This is a genomic window from Janibacter hoylei PVAS-1 (assembly GCF_004025845.1).
GTDB lineage: Bacteria > Actinomycetota > Actinomycetes > Actinomycetales > Dermatophilaceae > Janibacter > Janibacter hoylei.
The window spans coordinates 1-14679 of record NZ_PIPF01000006.1 but is presented as its reverse complement, the minus strand read 5'-3'; the positions used below and the strand labels follow the sequence as shown (position 1 = coordinate 14679).

Annotated in this window: 15 protein-coding genes and 2 tRNA genes; 9 read left to right on the top strand and 8 right to left on the bottom strand. The window is 71.7% G+C overall.

Annotation, left to right across the window (positions count from 1 at the left end; all coding sequences use genetic code 11):
- Positions 1-25 precede the first annotated feature (25 nt).
- The 4 genes from CWN80_RS06255 (at position 26) to CWN80_RS06240 (ending at position 925) form a co-directional block, all read left to right on the top strand.
- A tRNA-Ile gene (locus CWN80_RS06255) sits at positions 26-102 on the top strand.
- 19 nt (positions 103-121) lie between these two features.
- Positions 122-304: a DLW-39 family protein gene (locus CWN80_RS06250; protein ID WP_007929584.1), complete on the top strand. Its 183-nt coding sequence runs from the start codon at positions 122-124 to the stop codon at positions 302-304.
- Between the two features lie 13 nt (positions 305-317).
- Positions 318-390, top strand: a tRNA-Ala gene (locus CWN80_RS06245).
- A gap of 289 nt (positions 391-679) precedes the next feature.
- Positions 680-925 (top strand): hypothetical protein, encoded by a 246-nt coding sequence (locus tag CWN80_RS06240; protein WP_192899845.1) that lies wholly within the window; start codon positions 680-682, stop codon positions 923-925.
- A gap of 199 nt (positions 926-1124) precedes the next feature.
- Here the strand turns inward: CWN80_RS06240 and CWN80_RS06230 are convergent, their stop codons facing one another.
- Positions 1125-2150, bottom strand: coding sequence for a hypothetical protein (locus tag CWN80_RS06230; protein WP_007929582.1), 1026 nt, complete (start codon positions 2148-2150; stop codon positions 1125-1127).
- 126 nt (positions 2151-2276) lie between these two features.
- On the opposite strand from CWN80_RS06230, the gene CWN80_RS06225 reads away from it, so the two are divergent.
- Together CWN80_RS06225 and CWN80_RS06220 are read left to right on the top strand one after the other, a co-directional pair.
- On the top strand, positions 2277-2798 hold the full coding sequence (locus CWN80_RS06225) for a peptidylprolyl isomerase (RefSeq protein WP_007929580.1): 522 nt from the start codon (positions 2277-2279) through the stop codon (positions 2796-2798).
- A gap of 5 nt (positions 2799-2803) precedes the next feature.
- Positions 2804-3697: a rhomboid family intramembrane serine protease gene (locus CWN80_RS06220; protein ID WP_007929579.1), complete on the top strand. Its 894-nt coding sequence runs from the start codon at positions 2804-2806 to the stop codon at positions 3695-3697.
- Positions 3698-3875: 178 nt separating this feature from the next.
- Here the strand turns inward: CWN80_RS06220 and CWN80_RS15795 are convergent, their stop codons facing one another.
- Complete coding sequence (locus CWN80_RS15795; RefSeq protein ID WP_007929577.1) at positions 3876-4244, bottom strand: cell division protein CrgA; 369 nt, start codon at positions 4242-4244, stop codon at positions 3876-3878.
- 78 nt (positions 4245-4322) lie between these two features.
- Here CWN80_RS15795 and CWN80_RS06210 point away from each other — a divergent pair, with 78 nt between their 5' ends.
- Genes CWN80_RS06210 through CWN80_RS06200 form a run of 3 tightly spaced genes read left to right on the top strand, consistent with a single transcriptional unit; the run spans position 4323 to position 6873 of the window.
- Positions 4323-5183 carry a DUF881 domain-containing protein gene (locus CWN80_RS06210; protein ID WP_007929576.1) on the top strand — a complete coding sequence of 287 codons (861 nt, stop codon included), beginning with the start codon at positions 4323-4325 and terminating at the stop codon, positions 5181-5183.
- A 16-nt stretch (positions 5184-5199) separates the two neighbouring features.
- A complete protein-coding gene (locus CWN80_RS06205) occupies positions 5200-5856 on the top strand; it encodes an aminodeoxychorismate/anthranilate synthase component II (protein WP_007929574.1) in 657 nt (218 codons plus the stop codon).
- A gap of 9 nt (positions 5857-5865) precedes the next feature.
- Positions 5866-6873: a YihY/virulence factor BrkB family protein gene (locus tag CWN80_RS06200; RefSeq protein ID WP_007929573.1), complete on the top strand. Its 1008-nt coding sequence runs from the start codon at positions 5866-5868 to the stop codon at positions 6871-6873.
- Positions 6874-7018: 145 nt separating this feature from the next.
- Here CWN80_RS06200 and pknB read toward each other — a convergent pair whose 3' ends face one another.
- From pknB to CWN80_RS06170, 6 genes are read right to left on the bottom strand one after another with little or no spacing between them, the layout of a single operon-like run.
- Positions 7019-8884 (bottom strand): Stk1 family PASTA domain-containing Ser/Thr kinase, encoded by a 1866-nt coding sequence (gene pknB / locus CWN80_RS06195; RefSeq protein ID WP_007929571.1) that lies wholly within the window; start codon positions 8882-8884, stop codon positions 7019-7021.
- 52 nt (positions 8885-8936) lie between these two features.
- Entirely contained in the window at positions 8937-10391 is a 1455-nt protein-coding gene (locus tag CWN80_RS06190; RefSeq protein WP_007929569.1) for a peptidoglycan D,D-transpeptidase FtsI family protein, read from the bottom strand.
- A complete protein-coding gene (locus tag CWN80_RS06185) occupies positions 10388-11764 on the bottom strand; it encodes an FtsW/RodA/SpoVE family cell cycle protein (protein WP_040881721.1) in 1377 nt (458 codons plus the stop codon). The genes CWN80_RS06190 and CWN80_RS06185 overlap by 4 nt, the downstream gene beginning before the upstream one ends.
- Entirely contained in the window at positions 11761-12993 is a 1233-nt protein-coding gene (locus CWN80_RS06180) for a Stp1/IreP family PP2C-type Ser/Thr phosphatase (RefSeq protein WP_007929567.1), read from the bottom strand. The genes CWN80_RS06185 and CWN80_RS06180 overlap by 4 nt, the downstream gene beginning before the upstream one ends.
- A gap of 2 nt (positions 12994-12995) precedes the next feature.
- Entirely contained in the window at positions 12996-13493 is a 498-nt protein-coding gene (locus CWN80_RS06175; RefSeq protein WP_128277021.1) for an FHA domain-containing protein FhaB/FipA, read from the bottom strand.
- A gap of 33 nt (positions 13494-13526) precedes the next feature.
- Complete coding sequence (locus CWN80_RS06170) at positions 13527-14441, bottom strand: FhaA domain-containing protein (RefSeq protein ID WP_040881717.1); 915 nt, start codon at positions 14439-14441, stop codon at positions 13527-13529.
- Positions 14442-14679: the final 238 nt, after the last annotated feature.

Here is a 14679-nt window from a genome sequence, read left to right as displayed (position 1 = left end):
CACGGAGACTCTCCACGGCGCACACGGGCCCATAGCTCAGGCGGTTAGAGCGCTTCGCTGATAACGAAGAGGTCGGAGGTTCAAGTCCTCCTGGGCCCACCACCACGACGACGGTGAGGAGATGTTCGTGAAGAAGGTCTTCGTCATCGTCGCGGCTGCCGGCGCGGTCTACGCCCGGCGCAAGCTCGAGCAGCAGCGGTCCGAAAAGGACCTGCACGCCGCGACGAGCCGGATGAGCAGCACCGCACCCGCCCCCGGCGGATCGGGCGGTGCGTGGGCGGCGGTCACCGACCGCCCCACCTGATCGACCAGCCCTCGGGGGCGTGGCGCAATTGGTAGCGCATCTGCTTTGCAAGCAGAGGGTTGTCGGTTCGAGTCCGATCGCCTCCACCGAGATCGAAGGGGGGTCGTCCCGCATCAGCGGGGCGGCCCCCTTCGTCGTGCCGTCAGTCGGTAGCGGTGACCGTGTGCGGGTCCAGCGCCGCGACGAAGGCCGCGAGGTGCTCGAGGAAGCGCTCGTGCTCTGCCGCGGGCCGGCGGCGACCGCCCGGTCGTAGACGGCGAGCAGGCGGTCCATGTCGGCGAGGAAGCGCTCCCGGCCCTCGACGCTCATCCCGACGAGATAGGTCGGCGAGCCGGAGGGGCGGGAGCGCTCGACGACCCCTGACTCGAGCGCCGCGTGGACCTGCCGGTTGACGGTCGACTGCTCGAGGTCGAGCTCCTCGCCGGCGCGGTGATGGCCGCGATCCTCACCAGCCGCACGATCAGCCTGGGTGACCACGTCATCCCCGACGAGTCCGCCTTCCGGGTCTGCTTCCTCGTCGGTGCGGGGGCCGCCTTCGCCGGTGCGCTCGTCTGCCTGCTCATCCCCCGCCAGCGGCGCGAGACCCCCGCCGAGCGCCCACCGGAGCTCGTCGGCGGCTGATCGCAGCTGCACGTCTTCGGGCAGTGCGGCCACTGGGTGCAGGTCGAGCAGGCAGCCAGCTCCACCCGGCTCGTCCGCGACTCCCTCGCCTGGGCCCGCAGACGACGAAGGGCGCCACCCCCCGGTGTGGGGAGTGGCGCCCTTCGTCGTGGCCCTTCGAGACGGGCGCGGGGCGCCCTCCTCGGGGATCGGTGGTGAATCAGGCCGTGGTGTCGCCCTCGACGGGGAGGTCGCCACCCAGGTTGTGCGGGGTGACGTCGCTGCCCTCGGAGGTGTCCGTGACGGACGGCACCGCGGAGTTGTCGGCCCAGTCACGGGCGGAGCTCCAGGCGTCGTCGCCCTCGGCGCGGGTGTCCTCGAGCGTCTCCTCGGAGTCGATCGAGTCGGCACCCTCGTCGTCGACGTCCACGTCGGCCAGCGGCGCGGCGACGGGCGCCTCGTCGACGACCTCGGCCGCCGGGGCGACACCGGCAGCGGCAGCCGGGGCGGCCGCAGCGGTGGTGGCGGCAGCGGACGTGCCGGTGGCCAGCGAGGAGTCGCGGCCGGTGGCGGGAGCCTTGTAGGGGTCACCGGCGGGCACGGCCCACGGGTCCTTCTTGGGGCCCTGCTTCTGCTTCGCCACGAAGGCGGCGATGCCACCCGCGACGAGCGCGAGGAGGAGCAGTTTGAGCCCGCGTCGCTTCTTGCGGGGCTTCTCCCCCTTCGCCGCGGCGAGCGCCAGCTTGGGGTCCTGCTCGTCACGCAGCGCGGCGACGACCTCGGGGGCGCGGGAGGCCGCCTCGTCGGCAGCCTTGCGGCCCGCGGCGACACCCGCCGCGGCGAGGCCGGAGGCCGTCGTGGCGACCTTGGGCAGCACCTCGTCGACGAAGGTGTCGCGCAGGTCCTGGACCTCGGAGCCGGCCTTGTCGGCGTGCTTGCGGGCGCGCTTGCTCGTGGCTTTGACCTGCTTGCGGGCAGCCTTGCGGTTGCGCTTGGCGTCCTTGGCCGCCTGCTGCTTGACGTCCTCGGCCTGCTCACGCAGGTCGGCGGCGCGGGCGGCGGCGCTCACCTTGGCGGACTGGGCCTGCTCGGCGGCGGCGCCCTTGAGCTCCTGCGCGCGCTCGGCTCCCTGCTCGGAGTGCTCGGCCACCTTGTCGATGATCTCGTGCACCTTCTGCGATGCGGCCTCGGCGGTCTCGTGGGCACGGACCCGACCACCCTCGACCTTGTTGTTCTTCTGGAACACACTTCCTCCTGCGGACGTCGGGGGACTCACCCCCATCCTGCACCGGATCGGCGACGGACGAAACCGAGGGCTGCGATGAGCCCTGCCACGTTCGCCGTGTCGGGCCCCCTGACTACGATGGGGAGCATGAAGGCCATCCTGCACACGAACCTCGGCGACATCACCGTCGCCCTCCTCCCCGACCACGCCCCCAAGACGGTCGCCAACTTCGTCGGCCTCGCCACGGGCGAGGCGGAGTACAAGGACGACGCGGGCCGGACCAACCCGCAGAAGTTCTACGACGGCCTCGAGTTCCACCGGGTCATCTCCGGCTTCATGATCCAGGGCGGCTGCCCGCTGGGTCAGGGCATCGGTGGCCCCGGCTACGAGTTCGACGACGAGATCCACCCCGACCTCACCTTCTCCAAGCCCTACCTGCTCGCCATGGCCAATGCCGGCAAGCGCGGCGGCCACGGCACCAACGGCTCGCAGTTCTTCGTCACCGTCGGCGAGACCCCGTGGCTCAACGGCAAGCACACGATCTTCGGCGAGGTGGCCGACGGCCCCAGCCGTGAGGTCGTCGACAAGATCGCGGCCGTGCCGACCGGTGCGATGGACAAGCCCGTCGAGTCGGTCGTCATCGAGTCCGTCGAGATCGTCGAGGACTGATCCGCATGTCGCAGCCGCCGTCCGGCGCGCCGGACGGCGGCTCCGGCGACGTCCCCGTCTGCCCGCGTCACCCCGACCGGGTCAGCTACATCCGCTGCCAGCGGTGCCGTCGCCCTGTCTGCCCGGAGTGCCAGCGCAGCGCCGCCGTGGGCGTCCAGTGCGTGGACTGCGTCCGCGAGCAGGCGAAGGGGGAGCGCCCCCAGGTGACGATCTTCGGCGGCCGCGCCGGTGACGGTCGCCCGATGCTCACCATGGGCATCATCGCGATCTGCGCCGTCGTGTGGGTCGCCGAGCTGCTCTCCCCGCGGGTCTTCCAGGAGGTCGCCTTCGCGCCGGCCCTCGGCACCGCCGAGCCCTGGCGCCTCATCACCTCGGCCTTCGCGCACAGCCCCAACCAGCCGATGCACATCCTCTTCAACATGCTCGCGCTGTGGCTCGTCGGCGGGTACCTCGAGCGGATGCTCGGCTGGGCCCGCTATCTCGCGGTCTACCTCGTCGCCGCACTCGCGGGCAGCGTCACCTGGCTGCTCTTCCAGCCGGTGGACCCCTACGACCCGGGCGCGTACGTGCCCGTCGTCGGGGCCTCGGGCGCCGTCTTCGGTCTCTTCGCCGCCGTCATCGTGCTCAACCGGCACCTCGGCCGCGACAGCTCGTCGATGATCGCGACGATCGGCATCAACGCCGTCATCGGCTTCGTCGTCCCCAACGTCGCGTGGGAGGCCCACCTCGGCGGTCTCGTCGCGGGTGCCCTCATGGCCCTGGCGCTGGCGCTCTCCCGCAGCCGGCGTCAGCCGGCGATCGCCTGGGTCGGGATCGGGGCGACGCTGCTCGTCGTCCTCGCCCTGGCTGTGGGTAAGTACGCGATGTCCTCAGCGCCGGTGCTCACCCCCTTCGCCTGACGTGCGAAACCCCGGAAATCCGGGAGTTACACGCGTGTCATTTGTCCCCAGATGTGCACAATCCTGTGGATAACGTGGGTTGTCCACAGGATTGTGTGCACAGGGCTGGGGGTGGGGACACGCACAAGGCCGCACCGTCCGTGTGGACGGTGCGGCCTTGTGCGGAGTGGGTGACCGGCTACTTCCAGCGGGTGGTCATCGCGAAGCCGGCGAGGATGAAGGCGAACCCGGCCCCGAGGTTCCAGCGCCCCCAGGACTCGACCGGGTACTGCTCCTGGGTGATGTAGAAGGTCACGACCCACACGAGGCCGATGAGCATCAGGCCGAGCATGACGGGGACGAACCAGCCGGGGTTGCCGATCTGCTGGGCCTTGACCTTGTGGCGGGACTTCGCCTCGGCGGCCTCTTCCGCGTCCTTGACGGCCGCGCGCCTGCGCGGGTCGCCCGAGCGCTTGCTGCGCGCGGCGGACGACGTCGACGTCGTCGTACTGGGGGTCGCGTCGGCCTCGGCCTTGGCGTCCGGTGCGTCGTCGGCGGACTTCGCCACAGGGTGCTCCTCGGGATGATCGGGGTCGTGGCCTAGCGTAGAGGTCCGGGCCCGACCAACCGACCGAAGGGGGTACCCGTGACCGACGCCCAGCCCGCGGCCGACGAGCCGACCGCAGCCACCGACGACCGGGCCGCCGACGACACCCCCACCGCCCCGGCCGACGCCTCGGCCGGCCTCGGCCCGCGCGTGCGTACCTGGCTGACCCATCGGCCCAGCCGGTGGTCCTCGCTCGTGCCGGTCATCGCCATGGGTGCTGGCCTGCTCTTCGCGACCTCCAGCACGACCGCCCGCGGCACCGACCTGCGCAGCGAGGCGACGGGCCTGCCCGACGTCATCCGTGAGCGGACCCTCGACAACGAGCGGTCCGGGCAGGAGGTGCGGACCCTGCGCAGCGACGTCGACCGGCTCACCCGCGAGGCCGTGCCCGGCAGCGCGCGGATGCGCGAGATCTCGCAGGAGACGACGACCAATGGCCGCGTCGCGGGCCTGACCCCGGTCAAGGGGCCGTCGGTGACGGTCACCCTCGACGACGCCCACCTCAAGGCGAGCGAGGTGCCCGAGGGCTTCACCGTCGACGACGTCGTCGTCCACCAGCAGGACGTGCAGGGCGTGGTCAACGCCCTGTGGCGCGGCGGCGCCGAGGCCATGCAGATCATGGACCAGCGGGTCATCTCGACGAGCGCCGTGCGCTGCGTCGGCAACACGCTCATCCTCCAGGGCCGCGTCTACTCGCCGCCCTTCACGATCACGGCCGTTGGTGACCCGGACGAGCTCGAGCAGGCGCTCGACGACGACCCAGCGGTCGACATCTACCGCCAGTACGTCGACGCCGTCGGTCTCGGCTACGAGGTGAGCCGGGCAGACGAGTCGGAGCTGCCCGCCTTCGACGGTCGCACCCGGCTCGAGCACGCCCGCCCGTTGCCCGCCACCGACTGAGGGAGATACTGACCCGGTGAGCCAGATCCTCGTCGTCGACAACTACGACAGCTTCGTCTTCACGATTGTCGGCTACCTCCAGCAGCTGGGCGCTGAGACGACGGTCGTGCGCAACGACGCCATCACGCCGGCGGACGCGGCCGACTTCGACGGCGTGCTCGTCTCGCCGGGGCCCGGCACGCCCGAGGAGGCCGGCGTCTCGACGGCGATGATCGAGTCCTGTGCTGAGCGGGCCCAACCGATGCTCGGCGTCTGTCTCGGCCACCAGGCCCTCGGGGTCGTCCTCGGCGCCAGCGTCGGGCGGGCACCCGAGCTGCTCCACGGCAAGACGAGCCGGGTCCTGCACGACGGTGACGGTGTTCTCGCGGGGCTGCCGTCCCCCTTCGTCGCCACGCGCTACCACTCGCTGACGATCGACCCGGCCACCGTCCCGGACACGCTCGTGCCGACCGGGCACACCGAGTCGGGCATCATCATGGCCGCTCGCCACCGCGACCTGCCGCTGCACGGCGTGCAGTTCCACCCCGAGTCGGTGCTCACCGAAGGGGGACACCGGATCCTGGCCAACTGGCTGGAGCTGACCGGCCACGAGGGTGCGGTCGAGCGCAGCATCGGGATGTCACCGCTCGTGCGCGACGTCGAAGGCGTGGCGCGGGCCGTCACGGCCGGCTGACGGTCGGCTGTGGGCGAGCCCAGCATCGGTCCGGTCGACCGGATCCAGCGTCGTCACCCGCTCGTCGGCTTCCCCATCGCGGTCGTCTACAAGTTCTTCGACGACTTCGGCGGCTACCTGTGCGCACTGCTCACGTACTACGGGTTCCTGTCGCTCTTCCCCGCGCTGCTGCTGCTGTCGACTGCGGTCGGCTTCATCCTCCAGGGGCAGCCGCAGTGGCAGGACCGCATCCTCGACTCGGCGCTGTCGGAGTTCCCGATCGTCGGCGACGAGCTGCGGACGACCGGCACCCTCGGCGGTGGGCCGATGGGTCTGCTCATCGGTGGGCTCGCGGCGCTCTACGGCGGGCTCGGCGTCGGGCAGGCGCTGCAGTACGCGAGCAACACCGCCTGGATGATCCCGCGCAACTCCCGGCCCAACCCCTTCGCCAGCCGTGCCCGTGGCCTGCTCCTGCTGGCCGTCGCCGGCCTGACGATCGTCCTGACGACCGGTCTGACGACCTACCTGCAGCGGCTCGTCGCCGGCGGCTACGCGGGCTGGGCGATCACCATCGCCTCGATCGGGCTGAACACGCTCGTCATCGGGCTGGTCTTCATCATCTCGACGACCCGGCCGCTGCGCCTCACCGACGTGCTGCCGGGCGCCGTGCTCGCGGCGCTGGCCTGGCAGGGGATGCAGGCGGTCGGTGCCGTGTACGTCAGCACGGTCATCGAGCGGGCGAGCAACCTCAACTCCGTCTTCGCCGTCGTCCTCGGCCTGCTGGTCTTCCTCTACACGATGGCCGTCGTCATCATGCTCTGCCTCGAGGTCAACGTCGTGCTCAAGGAGCATCTGTGGCCCCGGGCTCTGCTCACGCCCTTCACCGACCAGGTCGTGCTCACCGGAGCCGACCAGCGCGCCTACGCCCGGCACGCGGAGGCCCAGCAGCTCAAGGGATTCCAGCGGATCGACGTCTTCTTCGACGACGCCCGCCGTCGCGACGACGGGGACAGGGATGGCGACGGCGACATCAGCTGACCTGCGCATCTCCCTAGGGAAATGCGCACGGAAGCCCACATCTCCCTAGGGAGATGTCAGGGCGGGGTGTCATCTCCCTAGGGAAATGCGCACGCCCTGGGCAACCCCCTGCGCATCCGCCGAGGGACATGCGAGGTGGGCAGGGTCAGGGGCTGGCGGGGGACTGCGTGGTGCTGCTGGTCGAGCGGGTGCTGCTCGGCTCCGAGGGCGTCGGGGTCAGCGGGGCCGAAGGGGAGGTCGACGTCGGGTTGGGCTCGGACGACTCCGAGTCGCTCGGCTCGTCCGAGGTCTCGCTCGAGCTCGGCGTCGTCGTCACCGTCTCGGCCGGCTTGCGGGCCACGACGAAGGTCACCGTGCGCCCCTGGCGGATCTTGCCCTCGCCGGGGGACTGCTCGAGGATCGTGCCCTCGTCCTCGTCGGACTCGCGGGTCGTCTCCTTGATCTTCAGCTTGAGGCCGAAGAGGTCGCTGCGGACGTCGTCGATCTTCTGGCCCGTGTAGTCCTGCAGGTCAACGTCACCGGAGGCGATGACGAGGTCGACCTTGCTTCCCTTCGCGACCGACTCGGCCGGCCCGGGGCTGGAGCTGATGACCCGGTTGGGGCCCTGGTCGGGGCTGTCCTCCTCGGTGATCTCACCGACCTCGAGCCCGGCGTCCTGGAGCGCCTTGGTGGCCTCGTTGCGTCCCATGCCGACGACGCTCGGCACACCGACCTCGTCCGGCCCGCCGGAGACCTGGATGACGACGGTGTCGCCCTCGGGCACGCTCGTGCCCTCGCCCGGATCCTGCGCGATGACGGTCCCGACGGCGCCGTCATCGGTCACGGTCTCGACGTCCGCCTTGAGGCCGACGCTCTCCAGCTTGGCGACGGCGGCGTCCTCGTCGCTGCCGACGACCTTGGGCACGGTGACCTGCACGACCTCCTCGCCCTGGCTGGCATCCCAGGCAAACCACCCGAGGAGGGCGATCGGGATGAGCAGGAGGGCGGCCATGAGCCACCCGAGACCCCCGCCGCGGCGCCGCTGCTGGGCCACCGGCATCGACGCGGTCTCGGGGTCGGTGCGCGGCGTCGGCTCGCCCCGCGGCGCGACCACGGGCAGCGCGGTCGTCGCCGCGTCGAGGCGCTCAGTGGCGACGGGGCTGATCGGCCTGCCGCCGCGGTAGGCCTCGAGGTCCTCGGCCATCGACTTCGCGTCGGGGTAGCGCTCGTCGCGGTCCTTGGTCAGGGCGTGGTGGACGATCGCGTCGAGCTGCGGCGGCACCTGCGGGTTGACGCTCGAAGGGAGCGGGATGTCGGCGTTGACGTGCTGGTAGGTCAGCGAGATCGGCTCGCCGGTGTAGGGCGTGCGTCCGGTCAGCAGCTCGAAGAGCAGGCAGCCGGTGGAGTAGACGTCGCTGCGCTTGTCGACGGTCTCACCGCGGGCCTGCTCGGGGGAGATGTACTGGGCGGTACCGATGACGGCCTGGGTCTGGGTCATCGTCGCCTGGGTGTCGGCGATGGCGCGGGCGATGCCGAAGTCCATGACCTTGACCGCGCCGTCGTCGGCGATCATGACGTTGCCCGGCTTGATGTCGCGGTGGACGATCCCCATGTCGTGGCTGTAGTCGAGGGCCTCGAGGACCTGCTGGACGATGCGGGCGGCTTCGGTGGGCTCGAGGGTGCCGGTCTCGGACTCGTTGAGCAGCTCGCGCAGGGTCCGGCCGTCGACGTACTCCATGACGATGTACGGGATGTCGAGGTGGGCCCCGCCCGCCTCGACGACCCGGTCCTCGCCGGAGTCGTAGACGGCGACGATCGAGCGGTGGTTGAGCCCGGCGACGGACTGGGCCTCGCGGCGGAAGCGCCCGAGGAAGGCGGCGTCGCGGGCGTGGTCGGTGCGCAGGATCTTGATCGCGACGGGTCGACCGAGGCGGGTGTCGTGGCCGAGGTGGACCTCGGCCATGCCGCCACGCCCGATGAGCTCGCCGACCTCGTACCGTCCGCCGAGCAGGCGGGGTGCCGCTGCGCTCATCGTGTCTCCCTGGCGTCGCGAGTGGGTGTGCTGCGGGGGGTGCGTGGGGTGGTCACTCCATCGCCGCCTTCATGACGGCGGCGCTGATCGGGCCGGCGACCGACCCACCGTAGGCCTCGTTGCCAGCGCGCCCGCCGTCCTCGACCACGACGGCGACGGCGACCTGGGGGTTGTCCGCGGGGGCGAAGCCGGTGAACCACGCGTGCGGCGCCTTGCCGTCCTCGTGCTCGGCGGTGCCGGTCTTGCCGGCGACGCTCGTGCCGGGCACGGCCGCCTGCTTGCCGGTGCCCTGGTCGACGACGAGCTGCATCATGCCCGTCAGCTGGTCGGCGGTCTCGGGCTGCATGGCCTCGGACAGCTGCTGCGGCTTGGTCTCGCTGATCGTCGACAGGTCGGAGCCGAGCACCGACTGGACGAGGTAGGGCCGCATGACGACGCCGTCGTTGGCGACGGCGGAGGTGACCATGGCGACCTGGAGGGGGGTGACCCGCACGTCGTACTGCCCGATGCCGACCTGCGCCTCCTGCGGCGGGCTGAGCTCCGCGGGCACCGTCGACGGTGTGACGCTCATGGGGATGTCGAGGTCCTCGCCGAAGCCGAACTTGTCGGCCTGCTCGCGCATCGCGTCGCCGCCGAGCTCCATGCCGAGCCAGCCGAAGGCGGTGTTGCACGAGTCCTGCATGGCCACGGCGAGAGTGACCTTGTCGTTCGGGCCGCACGCGCCGGGGTGCGAGTTGGGCAGGCCGACGTCGGTCTGCGGCAGGTCGAGCACCGCGGGGCCGGGGATCGACGAGTCCTTGTCCCACTGCCCGTCCTCGATGGCGGCGGCCGCGGTGACGATCTTGAAGACCGAGCCGGGCGGGTAGAGGTTGCCGGAGATCGCGCGGTTGACGAGCGGGCGGTTGGGGTCGCCGTTCAGCGAGTCCCACGCCTTCTTCTCCGTCGCGGGGCTGTGGCTGACGAGCGGCGTGGGGTCGTAGTCCGGGTGGGAGACCATCGCGAGGATCTCGCCGGTGCGCGGGTCCATGGCGACGACGGCACCGCGCTGGTCGCCGAGGGCCTGGCTCGCGGCCTTCTGCACCTTGGGGTTGATGGTCAGCTCGAGGCTGGCCCCCTTCGGCTCGCGGCCGGCGATGGTGCCGGTGAGGCGGTCGTAGAAGAGCTTGTCGTCGCGCCCGGAGAGCAGGCCGTCGGCGGCGTACTCGACGCCGCCACCGGGACCGTAGGTGAAGGAGTTCCACCCCGTGATGTGGCTGTAGAGCGTGGGGTCGCTGTACTCGCGCTGCCACTGCAGGTCGTCGTCGGAGGGCGTCGAGCTGGCGATGGGGCGGCCCGCGAGCAGGATCTGCCCGCGCTCGCGGGAGTAGCTCTCGAGCTGGGTGCGGCGGTTGCCCGGGCGGTCGTTGATGTCCTGGGAGCCGAGCACCTGGATCCACGTGCTCGACCCGAGCAGGAGGGCAAACATCAGGGCGACGAGCATCGAGAGCCGGCGGATGGGCTGGTTCATCGCGTCTTCACCACCTGGGTCGGGGCGTCCATGGAGGCGGGGTCGAACTCCGGCTCGGGCCGGCGGGCGTGGTCGCTGATGCGCAGGAGGATCGCGACGAGCGTCCAGTTGGTCAGCAGCGAGGACCCGCCGTAGGCGACGAAGGGGAGGGTCAGCCCGGTGAGCGGGATGACGCGGGTGACGCCGCCGATGACGACGAAGACCTGGATGGCCAGGACGAAGGTCAGGCCGGTCGCCAGGAGCTTGCCGAAGCCGTCGCGAAGCCCGATCGCCGAGCGCAGGCCGCGCTCGACGAGCAGCGCGTAGAGCATGATCAGCGCGAAGACGCCGATGAGGCCGAGCTCTTCACCGAGGCTGGTGAAGATGAAGTCCGACTCGGGCAGGGGGGTGAGCCACGGCCGGCCGCGGCCCAGGCCGGTGCCGGAGATGCCGCCGGCGGCCATGCCCATGATGCCGGTGCCGATCTGGCCGCACTGCTCCATGCCCTCCTCGGAGAAGGTGTCGGTCCAGCACAGCACGCGCGTCTGCACGTGCGAGGCGAACTGGTAGACGACGAGGGCGCCGGCTGCCGCGGTGAGCAGGCCGAGGACGATCCACGAGATCCGCTCGGTCGCGACGTACAGCATCGCGACGAAGAGGCCGAAGATCAGCAGGGTGGTGCCGAAGTCGTTTTCGAGCACGAGCACCAGAGCGGCGGCGAGCCAGGCGATGGCGAGCGGCCCGAGGTCGCGGGCACGGGGGAAGGTGATGCCGAGGAACTTGCGGCCTGCGAGGGCGAGCATGTCGCGGGTCTGCACGAGATAGCCGGCGAAGAAGACCGCGAGCAGGATCTTGGCGACCTCGGCGGGCTGGAAGGTGAAGGCGCCGAGCTTGATCCAGATCTTCGCGCCGTAGACGGAGTGGCCGAAGGGGGTGAGCGGCAGGGCGATGAAGACGAGGGCGGCGAGGCCGGCCGTGTAGGTGTAGCGGCGCAGGACGCGGTGGTCGCGCAGGGCGACGAGCACGACGAGGGCGATGGCGACGCCGATGCCGGTCCAGATGAGCTGTCGCAGGGCCAAACCGGAGCTGAAGTCGCGGCCGGCGGCGAGGTCGAGCCGGTGGATCATCACCAGGCCGATGCCGTTGAGCAGGGTGACGATCGGCAGGATGATCGGGTCGGCGTAGGAGGCCCGCCAGCGCAGCACGAGGTGCACGCCGAGCGCGATCGCGGCGAGGATGCCGGTGTGGCCGAGCAGGTCGGGCGGGATCTCGCCCGACTCGGCGACGGTGACGTTGACGTAGGCGAGGATGACGACGCCGATGGCGAGCGCCGTGAGCAGCAGCTCGACATTGCGCCCGCGTGCCGGGGTGATCGTCGTGATGGCCCGCCTCATCGCCCGCAGGGCTCCCCGGTGGCCCGCAGCCGGCCGCACTTCTCGGCGGCGGCGCGCAGGCTGGCGACCCGCTCGTCGGCGGCCGGGCGCGAGTCGACGGAGATCGTCGCCTCGACCTCGTCGCGGTAGAAGGAGGGCAGCTCGGCCATCTCGATGTCGGTCTCGTCGACGGCGGTGTGCAGGGTGATCGGGCCGAGGTCCTGGGCGACGCCGCGGAAGATCGTGACGTGCCCGTCACGGGCGCCGACGTAGTACTGCTGCTGGGTCCAGGCGTAGCCGCCGTAGGCGACCGCGCCGAGGAGGAGCAGTGCGACGGCCAGCCCACCGATGCGGCGCAGCCAGCGGGCGCGCCGGCTCGGGCTCTCCTCGGCGAGCTCGACGTCCTCGTCGTCGTCGCCCGCGGTGAGGGCGGCGGCCCGGGCGGCGGGCGAGGTGTCGACCCGCTTGGCGGGGCGGCGCAGGGCGGCGGAGCCGACGACCTGCGGCTGCGTCGAGGGGCCGGTGCCGGAGTCGACGACGTCGGCGACGACGACGGTGACGTTGTCGGGGGCGCCGGCCCGCAGCGCGAGGGAGACGAGGTCGTCGGCCGCCCGCCCGGGGGCGGTGCCGGCGGTGAGGATCTCCTCGATGGTGTCGAGCGCGACGAAGCCCGAGAGCCCGTCGGAGCACAGCATGTAGCGGTCGCCCGGGCGGGCCTCGCGGGCCCCGATGTCGGGCTCGTCGCCGGCGTCGCCGGTGAGCACGCGGGTGACGACGGAGCGCTGCGGGTGGGTGCTGGCCTCTTCCTCGGTGATGCGCCCCTCGTCGATGAGGGTCTGCACGAAGGAGTGGTCCTTGGTGATCTGGGCCAGGCGCCCCTCGCGCAGGAGGTAGGCGCGGGAGTCGCCGATGTGGGCGAGGATCAGCTTGTTGCGGGCGCGCATGATCGCGGTGACCGTCGTGCCCATGCCCTCGAGCTCGGGGTTGTCGGCGATGGTGTGCGCGATCTCGTCGTTGGCCGCGGTGATGGCCCGTCCCAGCTGGGTGGAGGCCTCGGCGGCGGTGAGGGAGTCGTGGTCGATCTCGACGAGCTCGGTGACGACGGTCGCGGAGGCGATGTCGCCGCCGGCGTGGCCGCCCATGCCGTCGGCGACGACGAGCAGGTGGGGGCCGGCGTAGCCGGAGTCCTGGTTGTCCTTGCGGACCAGCCCGACGTCGGAGCGGGCGGCGTAGTGGAAGGTCAGCGCCATCGCTAGTTCCTCAGCTCGATGACGGTGCGCCCAATCCGGATCGAGGTGCCGACCTCGACGGGGACGGGGTCGCCGACGCGGTACTGGCCGACGAAGGTGCCGTTGGTCGAGCCGAGGTCCTCGACGTACCAGCCGTCCTCGGCGCGCAGGATCCGCGCATGCCGCCCGGAGGCGAACTCGTCGTCGAGGACGAGTGCGCACTCGGGGTTGCGTCCGATGAGGACGCCGGCGTCGCGAAGGGGGAGGGAGGTGCCGGTGAGCGGGCCGGTCGTCAGCACGATGTGCGTCGGCGTGCGCGGGTTGCGCGCGGGGCGCGGGGTGGCCGGGGCGGCGCTCTCGGTGCTGGCGCGGCGGGCGGCCTTCTTGGGCGGGGCGGGGCGACGGTTGACGACCCGGGTGCCGAAGAGGTCGGTGCGCAGCACGGAGGCGACCGACAGGACGAAGACCCACAGCAGCACGAGCAGGCCGAGGCGCAGCACGGTGACCGTCAACTCGCTCAACTCGGGGCTCCTGTCGGGGGGATGGTGGTCGCGTCAGCGACCGGCGTGGAAGGTGGCCTGGGTGCGACCGACGGTGATGCGGTCGCCGTCGGAGAGCTGGGCGGCGTCGGTCGGCTCGCCGTTGACGAAGGTGCCGTTGGTCGAGCGCAGGTCCCGGACGTGGGTGACGAGGCGGGGCCCGTCGTGGGTGACGCGCACCTCGCAGTGCCGGCGGGAGATGCCGGGGTCGTCGAGGACGACGTCGGCGCCCTCGTCGCGGCCGAGCACGGTCATGGCGGCGATGAGCGGGTAGCGCTCGCCGTCGACCTCGAGCCAGGGCCGGTCGTGGACCGAGCGGGGGGTGGCTGCGGGGCGGGCCGGTGCCGGGCGGTGGACGGCGGTCGGCTGGTCCTCGGCGGCCGGGCGGGGCCGCGGGACGGTCTGCTGGGGGGCAGCGGGCGGGGGTGCAGGTGCCGGCTCGTCCTCGACGTCGTCGAGGTCCCAGCCGCCGGAGTACTCGTCGTAGGCGTCGTGACGGTCGTCGGTGCGGGCCTGCTCGTCGGAGTAGGCGCGCACCTGCTCGGCGCGCTCGACACGCTGCCGGGCGGTGGCGGGGCGGACCCGGAAGACGCCGGTCTCGAGCTCGTCGTCCTGGTCGAAGAGGACTTGCAGGGGGCCGCCGGGCTGGTAGCGCTGCGACTCGCAGTGCTCCTGGGCGGCCGCGACCAGCTCGTCCTCGAGCTCTTGGTCGAACTCGGTGAGGCGCTCGTAGTCGCTCGGTGCGAGCTCGACGGTGAAGAGGTTGGGCACGATCGTGCGACCCCGGCCGAGCATGGTCGCCCGGTCGTCCATCGCGCGGCGGAGCGCGGAGGCCAGCTCGAGCGGTTGCACCTCGGCACGGAAGGCGCGGGCGAAGACGCCGTTGACGGTGCGCTCGAGCTTGCGCTCCATCCTCTCGAAGAGGCTCACGCTTCCTCCCTTCGGGCAGCGGTCGACACGGACATGGGTCCGGCCACCCTAACGGCGCTGGCTGGGCGATGCCTGCACCCGCGCCGTGGTGCGTCTGCCCGCTGCGGGAGGCCGGCGAAGGGAGGAGTTCGCGTCAGCGCTACGGCCCTACCCCACCGGGGGGTAAGGCCGTAGTCCCTTCACCCGCTCCCTGAGGAGGCCGCCCGCGGCCGTCTCCAACGCGCTCCCTGAGGAGGCC